Origin of the sequence: Mucilaginibacter kameinonensis (assembly GCF_003675385.1) — a bacterium.
Lineage (GTDB): Bacteria > Bacteroidota > Bacteroidia > Sphingobacteriales > Sphingobacteriaceae > Mucilaginibacter > Mucilaginibacter kameinonensis.
Genome location: NZ_RCWZ01000006.1, coordinates 257,626 through 276,137, shown reverse-complemented (window position 1 = coordinate 276,137; position 18,512 = coordinate 257,626). Strand labels below are relative to the sequence as shown.

21 protein-coding genes are annotated in these 18,512 nt (G+C 43.2%); 15 read left to right on the top strand and 6 right to left on the bottom strand.

The features are described from left to right. The first annotated feature begins 49 nt into the window (after positions 1-49). Positions 50-1,237: a TlpA disulfide reductase family protein gene (locus EAH55_RS28390; protein ID WP_121812653.1), complete on the top strand. Its 1,188-nt coding sequence runs from the start codon at positions 50-52 to the stop codon at positions 1,235-1,237. Between the two features lie 102 nt (positions 1,238-1,339). Then, positions 1,340-2,467: a TlpA disulfide reductase family protein gene (locus tag EAH55_RS28385; protein WP_121812652.1), complete on the top strand. Its 1,128-nt coding sequence runs from the start codon at positions 1,340-1,342 to the stop codon at positions 2,465-2,467. Positions 2,468-2,563: 96 nt separating this feature from the next. On the opposite strand, the gene EAH55_RS28380 is transcribed toward EAH55_RS28385, so the two are convergent. The 3 genes from EAH55_RS28380 to msrB all read right to left on the bottom strand — a co-directional run bounded on the left by EAH55_RS28380 (position 2,564) and on the right by msrB (position 4,189). After that, entirely contained in the window at positions 2,564-2,857 is a 294-nt protein-coding gene (locus EAH55_RS28380; protein ID WP_114941638.1) for a putative quinol monooxygenase, read from the bottom strand. A gap of 147 nt (positions 2,858-3,004) precedes the next feature. Beyond that, a complete protein-coding gene (msrA, locus tag EAH55_RS28375; protein WP_121812651.1) occupies positions 3,005-3,673 on the bottom strand; it encodes a peptide-methionine (S)-S-oxide reductase MsrA in 669 nt (222 codons plus the stop codon). A 21-nt stretch (positions 3,674-3,694) separates the two neighbouring features. Beyond that, positions 3,695-4,189, bottom strand: a complete 495-nt coding sequence (gene msrB, locus EAH55_RS28370; RefSeq protein WP_121812650.1) for a peptide-methionine (R)-S-oxide reductase MsrB — start codon at positions 4,187-4,189, stop codon at positions 3,695-3,697. Between the two features lie 227 nt (positions 4,190-4,416). Between msrB and EAH55_RS28365 the strand changes: the two genes are divergently transcribed. Together EAH55_RS28365 and EAH55_RS28360 are read left to right on the top strand one after the other, a co-directional pair. Further along, entirely contained in the window at positions 4,417-5,013 is a 597-nt protein-coding gene (locus EAH55_RS28365) for a sigma-70 family RNA polymerase sigma factor (protein WP_121812649.1), read from the top strand. Between the two features lie 10 nt (positions 5,014-5,023). After that, complete coding sequence (locus EAH55_RS28360) at positions 5,024-5,296, top strand: hypothetical protein (protein WP_121812648.1); 273 nt, start codon at positions 5,024-5,026, stop codon at positions 5,294-5,296. A gap of 90 nt (positions 5,297-5,386) precedes the next feature. On the opposite strand, the gene EAH55_RS28355 is transcribed toward EAH55_RS28360, so the two are convergent. Beyond that, positions 5,387-5,755: a winged helix-turn-helix transcriptional regulator gene (locus EAH55_RS28355; protein WP_121812647.1), complete on the bottom strand. Its 369-nt coding sequence runs from the start codon at positions 5,753-5,755 to the stop codon at positions 5,387-5,389. A 148-nt stretch (positions 5,756-5,903) separates the two neighbouring features. On the opposite strand from EAH55_RS28355, the gene EAH55_RS28350 reads away from it, so the two are divergent. The 5 genes from EAH55_RS28350 (at position 5,904) to EAH55_RS28330 (ending at position 10,589) form a co-directional block, all read left to right on the top strand. Then, positions 5,904-6,704 carry an SDR family oxidoreductase gene (locus EAH55_RS28350; protein WP_121812646.1) on the top strand — a complete coding sequence of 267 codons (801 nt, stop codon included), beginning with the start codon at positions 5,904-5,906 and terminating at the stop codon, positions 6,702-6,704. A gap of 204 nt (positions 6,705-6,908) precedes the next feature. After that, entirely contained in the window at positions 6,909-7,625 is a 717-nt protein-coding gene (locus EAH55_RS28345; RefSeq protein ID WP_121812645.1) for a DUF4397 domain-containing protein, read from the top strand. 169 nt (positions 7,626-7,794) lie between these two features. After that, entirely contained in the window at positions 7,795-8,586 is a 792-nt protein-coding gene (locus EAH55_RS28340; protein WP_121812644.1) for a cytidylyltransferase domain-containing protein, read from the top strand. Between the two features lie 266 nt (positions 8,587-8,852). Further along, positions 8,853-9,206, top strand: coding sequence for a YciI family protein (locus tag EAH55_RS28335; protein ID WP_121812643.1), 354 nt, complete (start codon positions 8,853-8,855; stop codon positions 9,204-9,206). 150 nt (positions 9,207-9,356) lie between these two features. Next, positions 9,357-10,589: an RNA polymerase sigma factor gene (locus EAH55_RS28330; protein ID WP_121812642.1), complete on the top strand. Its 1,233-nt coding sequence runs from the start codon at positions 9,357-9,359 to the stop codon at positions 10,587-10,589. Positions 10,590-10,662: 73 nt separating this feature from the next. Here EAH55_RS28330 and EAH55_RS28325 read toward each other — a convergent pair whose 3' ends face one another. Further along, complete coding sequence (locus EAH55_RS28325; protein ID WP_121812641.1) at positions 10,663-11,532, bottom strand: alpha/beta fold hydrolase; 870 nt, start codon at positions 11,530-11,532, stop codon at positions 10,663-10,665. A gap of 191 nt (positions 11,533-11,723) precedes the next feature. Here EAH55_RS28325 and EAH55_RS28320 point away from each other — a divergent pair, with 191 nt between their 5' ends. Both EAH55_RS28320 and EAH55_RS28315 read left to right on the top strand, forming a co-directional pair. Further along, the gene (locus tag EAH55_RS28320; protein ID WP_121812640.1) at positions 11,724-12,578 is read left to right on the top strand and encodes a LysR family transcriptional regulator; all 855 of its coding nucleotides are present in this window, start codon (positions 11,724-11,726) and stop codon (positions 12,576-12,578) included. Positions 12,579-12,670: 92 nt separating this feature from the next. Further along, positions 12,671-13,078, top strand: a complete 408-nt coding sequence (locus EAH55_RS28315) for a DUF6855 family protein (protein ID WP_121812639.1) — start codon at positions 12,671-12,673, stop codon at positions 13,076-13,078. A 53-nt stretch (positions 13,079-13,131) separates the two neighbouring features. Here the strand turns inward: EAH55_RS28315 and EAH55_RS28310 are convergent, their stop codons facing one another. Next, positions 13,132-14,364: a serpin family protein gene (locus EAH55_RS28310; RefSeq protein ID WP_121812638.1), complete on the bottom strand. Its 1,233-nt coding sequence runs from the start codon at positions 14,362-14,364 to the stop codon at positions 13,132-13,134. A gap of 151 nt (positions 14,365-14,515) precedes the next feature. Here EAH55_RS28310 and EAH55_RS28305 point away from each other — a divergent pair, with 151 nt between their 5' ends. The 4 genes from EAH55_RS28305 (at position 14,516) to EAH55_RS28290 (ending at position 18,458) form a co-directional block, all read left to right on the top strand. After that, on the top strand, positions 14,516-15,760 hold the full coding sequence (locus EAH55_RS28305) for an alkaline phosphatase family protein (RefSeq protein ID WP_121812637.1): 1,245 nt from the start codon (positions 14,516-14,518) through the stop codon (positions 15,758-15,760). Between the two features lie 443 nt (positions 15,761-16,203). Continuing rightward, complete coding sequence (locus tag EAH55_RS28300) at positions 16,204-17,073, top strand: hypothetical protein (RefSeq protein WP_121812636.1); 870 nt, start codon at positions 16,204-16,206, stop codon at positions 17,071-17,073. 47 nt (positions 17,074-17,120) lie between these two features. Next, positions 17,121-17,549, top strand: a complete 429-nt coding sequence (locus EAH55_RS31100; protein WP_162997082.1) for a hypothetical protein — start codon at positions 17,121-17,123, stop codon at positions 17,547-17,549. A 72-nt stretch (positions 17,550-17,621) separates the two neighbouring features. Next, complete coding sequence (locus EAH55_RS28290) at positions 17,622-18,458, top strand: DUF6263 family protein (protein WP_121812635.1); 837 nt, start codon at positions 17,622-17,624, stop codon at positions 18,456-18,458. The last annotated feature ends 54 nt before the right edge of the window (positions 18,459-18,512 follow it).

Here is an 18,512-nt window from a genome sequence, read left to right as displayed (position 1 = left end):
ATTTTAACCATGCTCAAACGTTTGCAGCGTAGAGTTTTTATATATTTTGATGAAGAAATTATTTTTTTACATAGTTGCCATGTTGCCGGTAACGGCACTTGCGCAAACTAACGACACCTTTGTTATTAACGGTAAATTAGGGAATGTAAGCACTCCCGCTAAAGTATATTTATCATACCAGTTGGGTGCCAACAATGTTACCGATTCAACCAATGTGGTTAACGGGGCATTCTCCTTTACCGGCACTATTATCAACCCAGTTAATGCCACCATAGCTGTTAACTACAAAGGCTTACCGCTCGAAAAATTCATCGACGCTAATTATAAATATGCTGATAACGGTAGCCTTATTTCGAAAACGGCGGATGATCTGGATTTTTTCCTGGAAAAAGGCACGATCACTATTGCCAGCAAAGATTCTATCGATAAAGCACAGATCACTGGCTCACAACTTAATATTGATAACGTAAAACTACAGGCACAGTTAAAAGCCATCAACCAAAAAGGCGAAAAACTCATGGCTGAAGCTAAAGCCGCTACTCCCGAGCAGCAGAAATCGGCAGCTTTCAGAAGTGCCATGCAGGCGAGGTATAAAGCATTACAAACAGAGCAAAAAACAACATTGAAAAGCTTTATTTCGGCTAACCCCAATAGTTACTTAAGCCTGCTTGCCCTAACTTCGGTAAGTGGCCCGGCCCCGGATGTAAGCGAAGTTGAGCCATTATACAATTCGTTATCTCAAAATATCAGAGATACCGAGGCCGGTAAAATGATGAAAGCACAGCTTGAAGCCTTAAAAGTAACGGCCATTGGTTCTGAAGCTCCGGATTTTATCCAGAACGATGTTAACGGCAACCCGGTTAAACTATCCTCTTTCAGGGGTAAATATGTGTTGCTTGATTTTTGGGCATCATGGTGTGGCCCTTGCCGCCAGGAAAACCCTAATGTAGCGCGCAACTATGCAAGGTTCAAAAACAAGAATTTTACTGTAGTTGGGGTTTCTTTGGATAGGCCCGATGGCAAATCAGCGTGGCTGGCAGCCATTAAAAGCGATGGATTGGATTGGACACAGTTATCCGATCTTAAATTCTGGAATAACCAGGCTGCTGCTTTGTATTCAGTAACATCAATCCCTCAAAACTACCTGATAGATCCGCAAGGCAAGATCATTGCAAAAAACCTGCGCGGCGAAGACCTTGATGCCAAATTGGAGCAACTGTTTGGAAAATATAATTAATAGGGTGTCATAGCCAATTGATGGCTACATTCATTATTATGTCAAATTCACCATTGAGTTAGCCGGTTATTTAATAGCCGGCTAATTTTATTATATTGCGATATGAACTTGACCTCAATTAAAAAAATAGCTTTAACGGCAATTGCAAGCGCCCCTGCTTTAGCATTTGCTCAAGATGCCCAATACACCGTGCAAGGTAAAATTGGCGACTATAACGCCCCTGCGAAGGTGTATGTACAATACCGTAAGGACGGCAAAACAGTTGTTGACTCCACAGTATTGAATAGCGGAAACTTTAAATTTACCGGTAAAACAGGTACAACACCTGTAAGCGGTTACATTTTGTTTAACCCCAAAGGTACTGGCCTCCACAGCTCAGAAGATTATCGTTCGCTTTACCTGGAGCCCGGTACCATTACCGTAACCGCAACTGATAAAATTGCCGAAGCGAAAATAGAAGGCACCAAAACCAATAACGATAACGAAAAATATAACCTGGCCGAAAAACCAATTAACGATGCTTATGAAGCACTTTCGACCAAACGTAAAACCGCTACACCAGACCAACTGGCTGCTTTAAACGCAGAAGAAAAGAAAATAGATGATCAGGATGCCCTGGTAAATAAAAAATTCATCCAGGAAAACCCTGACTCGTACGTGAGCCTGAACGCGCTTGAATCATACGCATACAGTGCCGATTACGTTGATATTGCCCCATTATTTAACAACTTCAGCCCGGCTATTAAAGCAACCGAAGCGGGTAAGAAATTTGCAGAGCGCCTGCCTAAATTAAAAGCGGTAGCATTAGGCGCCACAGCCCCTGAATTTGCCGAAGCCGATACCGCCGGTAAAATGGTTAGCCTGTCATCATTCCGCGGAAAATATGTGCTGATAGATTTCTGGGCTTCGTGGTGCGGTCCATGCCGTCGTGAAAACCCTAACGTAGTAAAAGCATATAACGCTTACAAAGCCAAAAACTTTACCATTCTTGGTGTATCGTTAGACAGGCCAAATGCGAAAGATAAATGGCTTGCCGCTATCCATAAAGATGGCCTGACCTGGAACCATGTATCCGATCTTAAATTCTGGGACAGTAAAGCAGCTGACCTCTATGCCGTACGCGGTATCCCTCAAAATTTCCTGTTAGATCCTAACGGAAAGATCATAGGTAAAAACCTGCGGGGCGAGGACCTGGAAAATAAACTTGCCGAGCTATTTGGAAAGATCTAAACATACAACACTTTAAATAAAAAAGGTTCGGCAATCACCGAACCTTTTTTATTTAAGCCCTTCTTATTCTGTAATATTGAAATCCAAAGAATGACTTTATTTTACTGCCAGCAAATCAACCTTTTCTATTACAGGAGCAGAGGCAAGTAATTCCGGTGCTTTTGCCATTAGCGCCTTGGCTATTTCGCCACCTAAATGTGCTTCGCGACCTGCTTCTGCTTCAAACGTATCAAAAATACCGAAGGTTGAAGGACCTATCTTTAACGCATACCAGCTTACGGTATCCACTTCCTGTTGCGCAAGTGGGAGGGCACTTGTTATAAAATCGGCCACTTCCTGTTCTTTACCTGGTTTGGCTTCAAGCCTGGCCAGCAATGCAAATTTTACCATGTTTGTTTTTTTGAGGTGATGTAATTTATTATTTACCTGAATTAAATGAGATGTTCAGTATTGATTAACAATCAATTAGTTATTTGGTGCCGGTTGCCCCAAAATAAACAACAAGAACAACCGGGCAACCAAATACAACAATCACACTTAAATTTGATCCTTATGCTGAAACTCCGGCTTTAACAAGCTGTTCATTGCTTTGCGCAGCTTTAATACCTTTGGCATAGATACATGCGTGATATACGGATTATCCATATGTAACCTGTAATACCCCTGGTGATAATTTTCGGCAGGGTATAATACTTTAAACGGAACAACCTGTGTAACAATAGGGCTATTATAATGGTGACCGGCATTAACTTTAGCTATTACGTCCTCCAGCGTTTTCTTTTCTTCGGGAGTACGGTAAAAAGCTAATGAGCGATAATCATCACCTACATCCGGGCCTTGTCTGTTTACCGTTGTTGGGTCATGGGCGTAAAAAAATGCCTCGGCCAAAGCGGCATAACTTATTTCGGAAGGATTGTAGTATACCTGTACAGATTCAGCGTGACCGGTATTTTTACCACAAACATCTTCATAAGTCGGATTTTTTGTTGTACCGCCAGAGTATCCTGCCACCACCCTGTTAACGCCCTTTAACTCATACAAACCTTCCGAAAGGCTCCAGAAACAACCACCTGCAAAAGTGGCAACCTTTTCACCTGCTTTTGGGGTCGGTAGGCTCGCAAAGCCACTCTCACTGGTTTGGGCGTTGGCGCAACCAAATAATATCAGCAAGCCCAACAGGCATATATTTAACTTTTTTGTCAACATGATTTTTTTATTTAATTGTAATTATTTAGCCGGAACAAACTTGAACGCATATGAATCCATACAATAGCGTTTACCTGTAGGCGCGGGCCCATCATTAAAAACATGGCCAAGGTGTAAACCGGTACTGGCTTCAACCACCTCCTCACGCACCATCCCATATGATGTATCTTTTACAATTTTGATGGCTTTAGGATCGAGAGGTTTAAAAAAACTTGGCCAACCTGTGCCCGATTCAAATTTGGCGTCCGAACTGAACAACGGTTTTCCGGTGGCCGCGCTCACGTATATTCCTTTCTCATGGTTGTTCCAATAAGGGTTATGATACGGCTGTTCCGTTCCCTTATTTACCAATATCTCATAAGCCTCGGGCGTTAATACCTGTTTCCAGTAGCTGGCCGGTTTAGCAAGCGGGTACGTTTTAGTATCAACAACATTTTCGGTATGCGGCGCGCTTTGACTGCAAGCGTTGAGTGCAAACAACATCAATGGCATAATAAACAGATTTATCTTTTTCATACCCCTTTTGTCGCAGATATGAGCAGAACCTTACAGGTTTACTAAAATATTTCTGTCATTTAACTGATGTCGATATTCTTCACCGGCTACAGCTTTTCCTACCCAGATAAAAAAATAAAAAAGTTTGTAAGGATTCTTCCTTTCCTCCGACTGACGCACAAATCAAAGCATCAAACGATAGTATAAGCGACACATTTTTACGCAAACCATTACCACCACATTGATTTATGCAGAGCCAAAACAGCACAAATATCGGGCTTGATAACAGCGCCGCTCCCCGTTTATGGGTAACCCGGCATGCCGATTATCTTTATAAATACGCGTTAACCCGCATTAATGACCAGGAACTGGCGCGTGACCTGGTGCAGGAAACCTTTTTGGCAGGTCTTGAACGGCTTCAAAAGTTTGAGGGAAAAAGCACCGAACGAACCTGGCTTACGGCTATTTTAAAAAATAAGATAATTGACGTTTACCGCAAAAAAGCGTCGGCCTTTGTTAATGTACCAGGAATGACATCTGCCGAACAGGAAACCGACGATTTTTTTGAACCGGACGCGCATAACTGGAAACCCAACCACCGGCCCGCAGAATTTGGCATTGAACAAACAGATCTGTTAGAAAGCAAAGAATTTGAACTGATACTGCAAAAGTGCCTGAGAAAGCTGCCTTCGTTATGGCTTTCAGTTTTCACCATGAAGCATCTGGATGATGAGCCTACGGATACTATTTGCAGCGACTTGAGGATAAGCCCTTCAAACTTTTGGGTAATTATCCACCGTGCCAAACTAAGCCTTAGAGAGTGTCTTCAAAAAAACTGGATTTAAACAAAATGATATGGATGAATTAACTAAAATAGCCTATAACTGCAAAAAGGCTACTTATTTGATTGAGAAGCAGGATATAGGAGAAATCACCCTTCGCGAGAAACTGGAATTAAAGATCCATCTGGCTGGCTGCCGTGTTTGCAGAGTCTTTCAGCAACAGAGCGCCGCGATTAACCGCATGATCAGGAACATGCTCCATCGGCCTGTTGATGAAAACATCAAACTCGATGATAAATTTAAAAATCAACTACAGCACCTGATTGATGAACAATTAGATAAATAAAACCTATAGATAGAAACTATACTTAACACCCCACGTAATAGCCACACCACAAAAGGCAGTCGAAAGTTTATTAAGCTGCCTTTTTATTTATTAAGCTTCTGGCAATACTAACCGCTTTTTTATCACCCGGCGTAGGTGCTCGCTGTTATTGTCCCCCCATTGTCCGAGCTCGTTTACGATAGGCACTATTGATTTTCCCAAATCAGTTAAGTAATACTCCACTTTGGGTGGCTGCTGATCGTATACCATTTTTGCTACCAGCTCATCGTCTTCCAATTGGTTCAACTGGATATTTAAAACCCGGCGGGAGGCTTCGGGAATATTCTTTTGTAGTTGCCCGGGCCTGCTGATCCCTTGCGATATGTAGTACAACAGGTGGATCTTCCACTTGCCAAACACCACTTCACGTATCAGGTCAAGACCGCATTCTTCCTGTATAGGTAATTTCCGTTCGTACATTTCAAGTCCCCCTTTCGGTATTATTTAAACTACAAATTTCGGTAAGTACAGGGATAAATTTATCCGTATTGAATCATTTTTCCGTACTTGACCCGCCCCTGATACTTCATCAATTTTGCATTATCATATAAACATAAATCGACAAAAAATGATTGCAAAAGCAAATTTCAATATCGACCCAATTGAGTTTAAAGGCAAAAAAATATTAGTTACCGCCGGGACCAAAGGTGCGGGCAAAGCTATTTTTGACCGACTGCTCAAAGGCGGAGCCAGCATTGTAACCACCGCCCGTACTCAGCCTGCTGATATCAGTCCGGAACATTTTATCCAGGCAGATCTGAGCACAAGAGCAGGTACCGATAAAGTGGTCAGCGAAACTCTTAAACGTTTGGGCGGCATCGATATTCTGATCAACAACCTTGGCGGCTCAGAATCACCCGCAGGAGGAGTTATGGTGCTCAGCGATGAAGATTGGGAGGCCGCACTTCAAACTAATTTATTGGCAGCTGTTCGGTTAGACAGAGGGTTACTGCCAACCATGCTCAATCAAAAACATGGTGTGATACTGCATATTTCATCCATCCAGCGCAAAATGCCGCTTTTTGAAGCAACCCTGCCTTACGCCGCAGCCAAAGCTGCATTAAGCAATTACAGTAAGGGTATCTCCAAAGAGCTTGCCCTAAAAGGCGTGCGAGTTAACTCGGTAGCTCCTGGCTTTATCAACACCGGCGGGGCGCAGGGCATGATTGATAACCTTGCGTCACAAAACGGTGGCGACAAGGAAGCCGCCCTTAAAACCATTATGGATTCATTAGGAGGTATCCCTATGGGGCGCCCGGCCGAGCCCGAAGAAGTTGCCGAATTGGTTGCTTTCCTGGTATCAGACCGGGCAGCATATTTAAACGGAGGCGAATTTACCATCGATGGCGGCACCATCCCTATAATCTAAATTCCATTTATGATTGTGATAGCGGATAACATTTATCCGCTATTTTTTTACAATTGAAAGCGCTGTAGTTTACATACTAAAACCCAAGGTCAAACGTATTTATGCTAAATAGCACCTATGGGTTAAAATTTTAAACCCAAAGTAGCGTAATGCCTGCTGATTACGTAAAGTTAAAATATCAGTTTACTACCAATATTTTAGTTTATGAAAACAGTTCAGCGAAAATTAACAAGGCGGGCAGGCATTATCGGGATGGTGTGTTTGCTGGCAGCAACCCTCAGCTCGTGTTTAAAAGATCATAACAATTACGTTCAGCCGGAAGTGGCGCTCGTTTCCGTTATCAATGCCTCACCAGATTCTGATCCGGTTGATTTTTACCTGGAACCCAACAGGGCCAATAACTTCCCCATCCGGTATGGTCACGGCATAGATTACGTTAACGCTTATCCTGGTAAAAGAACGGCCACCTTTTATGTTTCGGGCACCAAACAAAAGGTTGCAGCCGATACCATCGATCTGACAGCAAAAAAACTTTACTCGGTATACCTGGCCAATACAACAGGCAAACGCGACGTAATTTTTGTTGCCGATTCCATCGTTCAGCCGGCAGCTGGCATGGCAAGTATCCGCCTGGCCAACTTAAGTGCCGATGCGGGCGCTGTTGATCTGGTTACTTCAAAAGACAGCGTTTTGGCAACCAACAAAGCTTACAAACAAGTTTCAAACTTTGTAACCATTAAAGGCAGTAATACTTACACCCTTAACATTCGTCAAAAAGGTACTACTACCGTATTAGCCAGCCTTACTAATGTTACCCTGCGCGCAGGTTCGGTATATACCATTTGGTTGCAGGGCATAGCCGCAGCTACTGATGATAAAAAATTAAGTGCAGGTATTCAAACCAACGTTTTCTATTATTAATAAACCTTTACCTATGTCGTAAAACCCGGCCCTGGTGCCGGGTTTTATTTTTTGCAGATCACCTATCAGGTTAACAATTTGATAATATAAACTTCGCCATATTTAAACCTTGCCGTTATACATTTAACCTGTTAATGTTTTTTTAATAAACCTCAAATTTCCGGAAAAGATGGATGAGCGCGTAGTGATTATAGTGCCGGCCCGCATGGCTTCAAGTCGTTTATATGGCAAAGTAATGCTGCCAATATCAGGTAAAAGTTTATTAGCCCGTATGGTGGAACGCATAGGCATGATCCAACATCAGGCCAGTATCGTAATTGCCACCACCGAGGGTAGCGAAGATGATGTTATTGCACAGGAGGCCGAAAACCTTAACATTGCATGCTACCGTGGCAGCCTGAGCAATTTGCTGGACAGGCATTATCAGGCAGCTAAATTTTTCAATGCCGACGTAGTTGTAAAAATCCCTGCCGATTGCCCGCTGATAGATCCGCGGATCATTGATAAAGTGTTGGAATACTTTTTCAGCAACAGGCAAAAGTTTGATTATGTGAGCAACCTGTACCCCGCTACCTACCCCGATGGTAACGACGTAGAAGTAATGACCATGGCCTGTTTGAAACAAGCCTGGGAAAATGCCGGTCGCCCGTATGATCTGGAGCATACCTCGCCATACATTTACGAAAACCCGCTTATTTTCAACATAGGTAACGTAACCTGGGAAACCGGCCTGGATTATTCCATGTCGCACCGTTTTGCGCTTGATCACCCTGAAGATTTCTACTTTATTGAGCGTGTGTTCAAAGAACTATACCCGGTTTGTAACCGTTTCTCATGCCAGGACATTATTAACCTGCTGAAACTAAAACCGGAGATCTACGAAATTAACGCCCCATACAACAGCACCAACTGGTACAACAAACACCTGAGCGAAGTAAAGCCTGAGTTTGCGATGGCTTAGTTGTCTGAATCAGAATTTACAGAATTTAAGAATTAATAGAATCCGTCTGCGATTCCATTATAATGTTTATCGCCTATTCTGAAAGCACAAGTCGTCCATCACACATTCCCCGAGCTCAAGACTTGCGCTAATGTAGGCGCTATAGTAGCTTATTCCTAAATTCTGATTCAGACAAAATAAATTTCCCCTCCTTGTCCTATTCCCCCATTCTCGTTTGATATAGAGGTGTAATTCATATATTTAATTAACCTTTAAAATCTAAAAAGATGGACGAATTCGTTTTAATTTTCAGGCACGAGGATGGCAACAAGGTAGCTTCTCCCGAACAGATCCAGATCTGGATGAAACAAACTATGGATTGGATTGGCGGAATAGCTGCTCAAAATAAGTTTGTGAGCGGCACCGGCCTGCCCTTTGCCGATGCTAAAATTGTAGGGCACGGCGGCGTGGTTACCAATGGCCCCTTTGGCGAAATCAAAGAAACCATAGGCGGCTTCATTACCGTAAAGGCAGGTTCGGTTGAAGAAGCTGTTGAATTTGCCAAAGGCTGCCCGGTACTACAGGGCGATGGTAATACGGTTGAGGTACGGAAAATTGCCAAGAATGACGGTGTGCATTAAAGATCTCTAATCATAAACCACATTAAAATCATGTCATTGCGAGTGAAGCGTGGCAACCGCATGCTATACAGAGCGGCTGTGCTTCCGTGCGATTGCCACGTCGTTCCTCCTCGCAATGACATATTTTAGCGATGCTAACTATCTATCCCAATGCAAACCCAGGAACTCATCCCACATTTATTCCGTACAGAGTACAGTAAAATAATATCGGTGCTATGCCGCCGCTTTGGGTTTGATCAGATGGAAACCGCAGAGGATATAGCCAGCGATACTTTCCTTACCGCGGCGCAGGCCTGGAGTTATAAGGGTATTCCGTCCAATCCAACGGCCTGGCTTTATAACGTTGCTAAAAACAAGGCAAAAAACCATTTACAGCGTAACACCATTTTTGAAAGCAAGGTATCTCCGGAAATAAAAACCGATGATGCTTATGAGCAGGATATCGATCTATCCCCTAAAAACATTACCGACAGCCAGCTACAGATGATGTTTGCCATCTGCCACCCGGCTATACAGCCCGAAGCCCAGATCGGGCTTTCTTTACGGATCCTTTGCGGTTTTGGGATTGATGAAGTTGCCGAGGCTTTCCTGGCAAGTAAAGAGACCATTAATAAACGCCTGTTCAGGGCTAAGGAAAAAATCCGCAACGAAAACATAAAAATTGAAATGCCTAATTTGGCTGAGATGGATAACCGCCTGGAAAATGTATTAACTACCATTTACCTGTTGTTTAGCGAGGGCTATTATTCGGTAAGTCAAAACCAGGTATTGCGTAAAGACCTCTGCTTTGAGGCCATGCGCCTTTGCCATATGCTTATTGAAAACGAAAGCACCAAAAAACCGTCGGTTAACGCCCTACTTTCGCTCATGTATTTTCACGCTTCCCGGTTTGAGGCACGTACCGACCAAAACGGCGGACTGATATTATACGACGATCAGGACACCAACCTCTGGAACCAGGATCTTGTAGCCAAAGGCGCCTGGTATTTAAACCAGGCCACTACAGGTAACCGCCTATCAAAATATCACCTTGAAGCCAGCATAGCTTATTGGCATACTCAAAAAACAGACGCTAAAGAAAAATGGGAAAACATACTGCAGCTTTATAACCGCCTGCTGCAAATAGCTTACTCGCCGGTGGCGGCACTTAACCGCACCTTCGCGCTTGCCAAAGCTAATAGCCCCCGAGAGGCTATTATTGAAGCCGAAAAACTTCAACTTACGGGTAACCAGTTTTACTATACACTTCTTGGCGAACTGTACACCAACATTGATAACAAACAGGCAAAATTCAACTTTGAAAAAGCCTTAACACTGATAAAAACACCTGCCGATACCGCTATTATTCAAAGTAAGATAGATAGGCTTACACAAATGCGATAAAAACAAAAAAGGAGCATATCTTTAAGATAAAGACATGTTCCTTTTGATTTAATACATTAAAACCTTATTGCCCTTACTTAGGCAAGCCGCTCAAAAACTCCAGTATATCCTGGCCTATTTCTTTGGCATGTGTTTCTAAAGCAAAGTGGCCGGTGTTGTAAAACTTAACTGTTGCGTTGGGATTATCTCTTTTATAACCTTCGGCGCCTGCAGGTAAAAAGAACGGATCTTTATTACCCCAAACAGCTAACAGTTTTGGTTTATGTTCCCTAAAGTAGGCCTGAAATTTAGGATATAACGCTACGTTGGTGCGATAATCAAGCATCAGATCAAGCTGGATTTCCACATTTCCGGGGCGGTCGAGAGTTTGCTGATCGAGGATATAACTTTCCGGAGCAATTAATGATGGATCGGACACACCTTCAAAATATTGAAACCTGGTCATCTTTTCTTTTACGAAATCCCTTAAGGCATCCCTGTTTTCCTGGCTTGGATCCTGCCAGTATTTTTGGATCGGGTTCCAGCCGCTGCTCAGGCCTTCTTCATAGGCATTACCATTTTGAGAAATGATACCGGTTATTTTTTCCGGATTAGCCAAAGCCAGTCTCAAACCGGTAGGCGCGCCGTAATCAAATATGTAAATGGCAAAACGTTTAAGGCCAAGCTCGTCAATAAAAGCTTGCATGGTGTTAGCCAAATTATCAAAAGTATATTTGAACTGGGTATGATCAGGCATATCTGTAAAACCAAAACCAGGCAGGTCCGGAGCCAGTACATGGTATTTTGTACCTAAAGTTGGAATCAGGTTCCTGAACATGTGTGATGATGTTGGGTAGCCATGCAATAATAATATAGTTGGAGCATCCTTAGGTCCTGCTTCGCGATAAAAAATATTTAAGCCGTTAGCTTTGATGTTGCGATAATGAATTTGATTGGTTTCCATGGTTTGTGTTTTTATAGTTGAGTTTTTTGTTGATTACGCATTAGCCACCGATACAAAGGTAGTAGCAGCCAAAGCGGTTATTATCAGATTTTTAATTTTCATTTGCTGTGTTTTGATGATTCAAAATTAATATCGATATTTGATTATTAAAAACGATTAATAATGATATTTATAATCATAAATTATGATTTATGAACACAAATGATCTCAAAATATTTGAAGCGGTAGCGGCCAATGGTAGTTTCACCAAAGCCGCCGAAGCCATGTTTACCGTACAATCAAACGTTACCGCGCGTATAAAAAATCTGGAAGAAGAATTTGGAGCAGATCTATTCACCCGTACATCGCGCAAGGTAGCTTTGACCAGCGCGGGCGAAACACTGATGCAATACAGCAAACAGATTGACTATTTAATGCAGGAAGCAAAAAAGGACATCAAAAAGTTTAGCCAGGTAAGCGGCAACCTTAAAATTGGCTGTATTGAAACTACTATGGCTTTTAAAGTTCCGGATATCCTTACCCGTTTTACCGAAGCCTACCCTGATGTGGACCTGGAGTTTAAATCGCAAATGCGCAGCGACCTCATCAATGACGTGATCAACTATAAACTGGACGCGGCCTTTGTATCGGCACCTATCAATTCGCCCGAGCTGGAGCAGCTGCACATTAAAGAAGAACAACTGGTGATCCTTGCCCCGGCCCATGGCCCCGAGCTAAAGGAATTGCTTATGAAACAGCCGCTTAAGATCATCGTATTTGACCAGGGATGTGTATTTCGTGCCCGGTTGGAAGCATGGCTCAACGCCAAGGGCATCATTCAATATAAAAGCATCATACTGAATTCGTTGGAGGGGATCATCAACTTTGTAGAAGCCGGTTTGGGTATCAGCATTCTCCCTGCCGAGCTGATTGAGCAATATTACTCGGGCCGTAAGCTTAAAACACACATGCTTAATAAAGAACTGGGTACCATGTCGACGGTGCTCATCTACCGTAAAAATGTACCGCAATCAAGAGCACTGAAGGCTTTTGTGGAAATGTATTGATCCGGGTACTTCTTATTAACATTCAAAACCTTAATTTGCAGTATCATTCTTACAGGTGATCATTACCAATTTTCTATAAATCTCAATTAGCGATGGAAAACAATATCGGCACAAAAGAAAACCCGATGGCCCTGAAAACGCCGCCATTAACATCAGATTATACCATGCACCTGGATACAAAAGATGGTAAACCGATATTGGTTTGTACCGTTGGCAAAACTGTGCTCCATTACGATTACCGCTGCCTGGCCGACCTGCATGCTATGCTAACCGCTTATGGCGACTGGATGGAGCTTGGCAGTGCCGACGAGCAAAAGCCGGCGAAAGAAGGAACTGTTGAGGCTTGGGCCCGTTCAGAAACCAATCCGGTTGGAGGCTGGTACGGATTAAAAAAAGGTCTACGGGGTCGTTTTGCCATGTATGTGCCGCCACTGATGGAGGCCTTAGGTATGGTTGAGCTAACACATGATGCCAAAGGCAATAAAGTAAAAGCAAAATAATAAGAACGGGCTGCTTTAACAAACAGCCCGTTCTTATTGGTATTTATTAGCGCTTATTCGCCCTTTGTTGGATCATTAACAATCCCTGCAAATAATATCAATCCGGTTTTCATTTCCCTGATCGCAAAAATAAATGGCTTATCTAAAATGATATTTTTTGTAGGTGCCGCTGTGAGCCCCATGCCTACCTCCGTTACGGCTGCGGCTTCGGTGCCATCCTCGTTCACATCGATATAGGCCTTATGCTTTACTTCGGTTATGGTAAGCCCGGTTGAACTGATCCGGCTAAAATCAGCCTGATCGCTGAAAGCAACACTCATTCCCAGTGATTTTAAGATCTCTTTTAAATCGACACCGTAGCTGAATTTAAATTTAGGAAGGGTGATATTTGATTTGCTGCCGGTAAGTTTCCCCATCAATGTATTCCACTTATCCGAATCGAGACCGAGGGCAAAGGCTTTTACATCGGCATCGGGCATGATCATTACCATACTGTACCTGCTGTTGCTATATGGCAGCTCAACCACGGTGGCTTCACTATCAAAAGCTACGTTAAGGTTAACATCATTATTGGTCATGAAACTGGCTTGCACAGTACTATTATCGGCAAGATGAAAAGATGTTTTATATGTTTTGCCAGCATCAAACCGGGTTTTCCAGGTACTTTTAAAGTAAATGGCATTAATAAGAAACATGTTGGCCCCGTCATTTATCTGATCTATGATCTTGGTGATCTTGTTATTGGTTTGCCCGCTTACCCAACTATTAATAGTATTTGCCGATCCTGTTTTATCGTTAAAATCAAGCGCTTCTACCTCGGCATTATAAAAATCGGTGTTGGTTTTTATAAATGCAGGCAGCGGCGTAAAACTATTAGCGTACCAGATGGAGTTGGCTATTTTAAGTGTTGTATTGGGATCAAGATCAGGAAGATTGGTGATCAGGTTGTGATGATAGCTATTCACCTGATCTTCGGTAAAACCGTCAAAATCCATTGTTTTACGAATATCGGTGAGCGTTTGCCCGGCAGCGCCATTACTGGTCATGCCAACAGCAAAGCTTACGCTCAATGGCGAGAGGATTAGATTTTGGCTATTGGATACAGTTCCCAGACTTGCTTTAAATAGTTTTAAGGTAAAAGCGTTGCCAGGGCCAACCTGCTGTTGTTCAGTTGCCGAAAGTACCAGGTCTTTACCCGGGCCGTTATTAATTGGGCCATTACCGCCTTTTTTACAGGCGGCCATCGCTAAAATTCCAATGCTAAGTAAGGTTAGTTTGCGCATCATAGTTGATAGGTTTATAATTACATTACGAAAAGCAAATTACTTACGCTACAGGGAGTTAAAATTAATGCAGATAAAAAAGTATAACAATTTTTTAACTTCCGGAATTTTTAAAACACCGTAGTTTAGTCCCTTGAAATACTCATTTATACTGATGCGAAATCTACTTAAAACCGCGGCCCTCGCGCTGTTGGTATCAGCCGGGGCCAATGCCGCCGCACAAACCCGCAAGGCTGTTTTTATTATTGCCGATGGCATCCCTGCCGACGTAATTGAAAAGCTAAATACGCCTAACCTCAAACTGATAGCTAAACAAGGCACCTATCTTCGTGCTCATGTTGGCGGCGAAAAAGGAGGTTATTCGCAAACACCAACCATATCGGCCAATGGCTATAACAGTTTACTCACTGCTACCTGGGTAAACAAGCATAACGTTTGGGGCAATGATATCAAAGCGCCTAATTATAACTACTGGAATGTATTCAGGATGTTTAAGAATGCTTATCCCAACAAAAAAACAGCTGTATTCAGCAGCTGGACAGATAACCGCACCAAGCTTATAGGCGACAAATTACCTGAAGCCGGAAACATCCATCCGGATTATGCTTATGACGGTTATGAACTTGATACCGTTAAATTTCCGCATGATAAGGCCGGGAATTATATGCACCTCATTGATGAGCAAGTAGTATCATCTGCAGCGGAATGTATCAAAGACAAAGCTCCTGACCTTTCATGGGTATACCTGGAGTATACCGACGATATGGGCCATAGATACGGCGATAGCCCGCAATATTATGACGCCATTGAAAAGATGGATGCGCAGGTTGGCAAGATCTGGGCAGCTATACAATATCGCAAACAACATTTTAAAGAGGATTGGCTGATCTTTATCACAACAGATCATGGCCGCAGCGAGGCCACGGGAAAGGACCATGGTGGTCAAAGCACCCGTCAACGCTCAACCTGGATGGTTACCAGCTACCGCCCGCTTAACAATTACGCTAAATACTACACACCGGGTATTGTGGACATCACGCCATCAATCAACAGCTTTTTGAATGTAAAAGTACCGGAGGCACAACAACGCGAAATGGATGGCATCCCGCTTATCGGCGCTGTATCTGTTGCTGAGCCTATGGCCAACTATGTGCAAGGCTCGTTAGATATTAGCTGGAAAGCGCTTGACCCTAAAGGCAATGTAAAGATCTGGGTAGCTACTGACAACGTGTATAAAGAAGGCAAAGCCGATGAATACAAATTATTAGCTACCGTACCAGTTACCAATGAGCATGTACTGGTTGATGTTAAAAATATGCCTTCTAAGTTTTATAAGATTTGTATTGAAGGCGCTAATAACACGGTTAACCGCTGGATTGCATTAGATGATAAAAAATAGATAGCCCGATCCTCCAAAGCTAAAGCTTTATCGACTCAGCTCTGCTTCGTTAAACTTGTTCCCCCCTCTCTGCTTCGCAAAGAGGGGTTTTCTTTTTATTGTGTCCCCCTTCTTTTCAAAAAACATATTCTCTATTCAAAATACAAACCACTTGGTATTGTACACCCTGCCCTTGCTCCGTAAAATTGTGATATAAAAACAACCCAAAACCACAATGAGAAAGCCACCATTATGTATCCCAGATTTAAACCCGGCAAATAGCAACACACCTGATTTTAGTAATACAGGTACCATATGCCGATTATGGAACCGGTTAATTTATCGGCAAAACGAAAAATTACCCGTTGCTTTTTTGAAGTTAAAATGCATACATTAGTTTATCGCCTGATAGCGTTACACTGTTTGCCACAACCATTGACACCTTACCTAACCTATTTACTAAAATGATTTTTAAAACCAATATATGGGTATTTGTTTGCTGTGCTGTTGCTACACTTTGTTTAAATACACAAACCGCCCATAGCCAAAACCAGTTTGAAAAGGAACTCACTCAAAAAATGGATGATTTCCTGGCGCCAACGCCTCAAATTAATCAGCAATCATCACAAACAAAGGCTCAGCTTTACCCAAGCGACGCCCCGGGCGGTATCCTGATCCCATCTGGCTTTGGAGGGTACGGCACCTATTTATTCGGAGGCGTCGGCGCCACTTATCCCGAAGTATACAGGAACAACAAAGCCGATCTGATCACTTCGATAGGGGCATGTGTGGGTAATCCGGCGAAGGCCATAAACTTTGCAGCGGGCTTAAACATGACCGATGTACACAGGCTCAGGGATTTTTCGGCAAACTTCATTGTAAGCCGCTTATTATTTACCGGTACAAGCATTTCAGCGGGGGCATTACAGTTATTTGCGAATAAAAGGTTCTCCGACGCATCGGGCTCAACTTTCTACTTAGCGGTAAGTCATGCTGTACAAACTGTGCCGTCGTTAACACCAGGCTGTTCACGGCTTACTTATACAATTGGAATTGGCAGCGGCAGGTTTTATAAGAAAAGCCCCAAAGATATTCAAGCCGGCCGAGGAGAGCATGGCACCGCTATATTTGGTAGCCTCTCATACGAGTTAATCCGGCACCTGAACGTAAATGCCGAGTGGACGGGTATGAACCTCGGTATTTCAGCAGGAGTCAGACCTTTCCCGGTACCTTTAAGCTTAGCGATAGGTGTTGCAAACCTTACCCGGTACACCAACGACAGGGCCAATATGGTATTTTCTATTGGCTACCCACTTTCCCTAAACCGACGATAGGCCACACTTAGTAAAAATCAATTACTTCATTAAAAACATATTAAGCAATGAAAAAAATAATCATAGCAGCATTAGTCGCGTCCGCAACTTTGGCAATAAGCACTAAAAATGCGGCTGCACAGGGCAGAAACAATCAATCGGACTGGAACGTACCACCACCAATACCACCGGTACCTCCTATTCCCCCGGTACCTCCTATACCGCCAGTGCCGCCTATTCCACCGGTTCCGCCAATACCTCCGGTTCCACCTATTCCACCGGTACCGCCAATAACACCAGTGCCGCCTATTCCGCCAGTGCCACCTATACCGCCGGTACCGCCTATTCCACCAGTGCCACCTATTCCTCCGGTGCCGCCAATACCACCAGTACCGCCTATTCCGCCGGTACCGCCAATACCACCGGTGCCACCGATACCTCCGGTACCACCAATACCGCCGGTGCCGCCAATACCGGGTTTAAAACCCTTACATTAATTAGGACCGATGCATGGTAGTTATTTTAACTGCCGTGCATTAAAAAAACAAATTTCTATTTAACCTGAAAACATGAAACTTCAAATCCCAAAGCTTAAAATGAGCGTTATCCTTTTGCTCACAGGCCTATCTACTTTAAGCAAAGCGCAAACAGTTCACCGTACATTTACTTTCAAAAAAGGCGATCAGTTTCAGCGCACCGCCTTTTTAAGTTCAAACACAGTACTACAGCGTGGCGATCAAAAATTTAACATCAATAGCTTCTCATCAACAACCAAAGTTTATGATGTTGTTGATGCTACCGGGCAGGGATTTAATCTGACCGTTACTACCACACACATTGCCGATACCGTTGATGCTATGGGTAAAAAGCTGGCGTACAGCTCAGACACTCCTGCTAACGACAGCTCGGCCATTGCAAAAGTGCTAAATAATATTGCCGGTAAAGTAGCATCGGTAACCATTAATAAAAACGGACTTGTAACTGATGTTACCGACCCTGCACTTCAATTTACTAACGATACACTTACAGCCTTTACCGGCCTGCAACAGGAGCAAATTGTAAAAGGCACAACCCTTGGCCTGCTGGCTGATTTTGTGCTAACAAAATCCCTCAAATCTGGCTATGCCTGGGCCGATTCAACAATGATGAACGGGCAAAAAACGAAAAATACCTTTTGGGTAGATAAGATCAGCGATAAAACAACCACAGTTGTATTTGAAAGCGCCATCACAGGCGGCTATACCAATAGTAACACCAATGGCGTATATGTAATTGATAACCAAACAGGCGTAGTACTGGAACGAATGATGAAAAGCATTATAAGTGGCTATCAACTGCACAACCGTGTAGTTTACGCCGCGTCAAAACGCACAGCTTTTACCGAAAGCTGTTACAAAATACATTAGTCCCGAACGTAGGGGTACAATAGGGGCTATTGTTAAAAGAGCAGGCTATGCGGC

Bases quoted from the DNA above. Each gene is read 5' to 3' on its own strand.
- EAH55_RS28345 (WP_121812645.1), top strand. From the start codon at position 6,909: ATGAAAACAGTTCAGCGAAAATTAACAAGGCGGGCAGGCATTATCGGG.
- EAH55_RS31100 (WP_162997082.1), top strand. From the start codon at position 17,121: ATGAAAAAAATAATCATAGCAGCATTAGTCGCGTCCGCAACTTTGGCA.
- EAH55_RS28350 (WP_121812646.1), top strand. From the start codon at position 5,904: ATGATTGCAAAAGCAAATTTCAATATCGACCCAATTGAGTTTAAAGGC.
- msrB (WP_121812650.1), bottom strand. From the start codon at position 4,189: ATGAAAAAGATAAATCTGTTTATTATGCCATTGATGTTGTTTGCACTC.
- EAH55_RS28325 (WP_121812641.1), bottom strand. From the start codon at position 11,532: ATGGAAACCAATCAAATTCATTATCGCAACATCAAAGCTAACGGCTTA.
- EAH55_RS28335 (WP_121812643.1), top strand. From the start codon at position 8,853: ATGGACGAATTCGTTTTAATTTTCAGGCACGAGGATGGCAACAAGGTA.
- EAH55_RS28360 (WP_121812648.1), top strand. From the start codon at position 5,024: ATGGATGAATTAACTAAAATAGCCTATAACTGCAAAAAGGCTACTTAT.
- EAH55_RS28385 (WP_121812652.1), top strand. From the start codon at position 1,340: ATGAACTTGACCTCAATTAAAAAAATAGCTTTAACGGCAATTGCAAGC.
- EAH55_RS28365 (WP_121812649.1), top strand. From the start codon at position 4,417: ATGCAGAGCCAAAACAGCACAAATATCGGGCTTGATAACAGCGCCGCT.
- EAH55_RS28340 (WP_121812644.1), top strand. From the start codon at position 7,795: ATGGATGAGCGCGTAGTGATTATAGTGCCGGCCCGCATGGCTTCAAGT.
- msrA (WP_121812651.1), bottom strand. From the start codon at position 3,673: ATGTTGACAAAAAAGTTAAATATATGCCTGTTGGGCTTGCTGATATTA.
- EAH55_RS28330 (WP_121812642.1), top strand. From the start codon at position 9,357: ATGCAAACCCAGGAACTCATCCCACATTTATTCCGTACAGAGTACAGT.
- EAH55_RS28315 (WP_121812639.1), top strand. From the start codon at position 12,671: ATGGAAAACAATATCGGCACAAAAGAAAACCCGATGGCCCTGAAAACG.
- EAH55_RS28355 (WP_121812647.1), bottom strand. From the start codon at position 5,755: ATGTACGAACGGAAATTACCTATACAGGAAGAATGCGGTCTTGACCTG.
- EAH55_RS28390 (WP_121812653.1), top strand. From the start codon at position 50: ATGAAGAAATTATTTTTTTACATAGTTGCCATGTTGCCGGTAACGGCA.
- EAH55_RS28320 (WP_121812640.1), top strand. From the start codon at position 11,724: ATGAACACAAATGATCTCAAAATATTTGAAGCGGTAGCGGCCAATGGT.
- EAH55_RS28300 (WP_121812636.1), top strand. From the start codon at position 16,204: ATGATTTTTAAAACCAATATATGGGTATTTGTTTGCTGTGCTGTTGCT.
- EAH55_RS28380 (WP_114941638.1), bottom strand. From the start codon at position 2,857: ATGGTAAAATTTGCATTGCTGGCCAGGCTTGAAGCCAAACCAGGTAAA.
- EAH55_RS28305 (WP_121812637.1), top strand. From the start codon at position 14,516: ATGCGAAATCTACTTAAAACCGCGGCCCTCGCGCTGTTGGTATCAGCC.
- EAH55_RS28310 (WP_121812638.1), bottom strand. From the start codon at position 14,364: ATGATGCGCAAACTAACCTTACTTAGCATTGGAATTTTAGCGATGGCC.
- EAH55_RS28290 (WP_121812635.1), top strand. From the start codon at position 17,622: ATGAAACTTCAAATCCCAAAGCTTAAAATGAGCGTTATCCTTTTGCTC.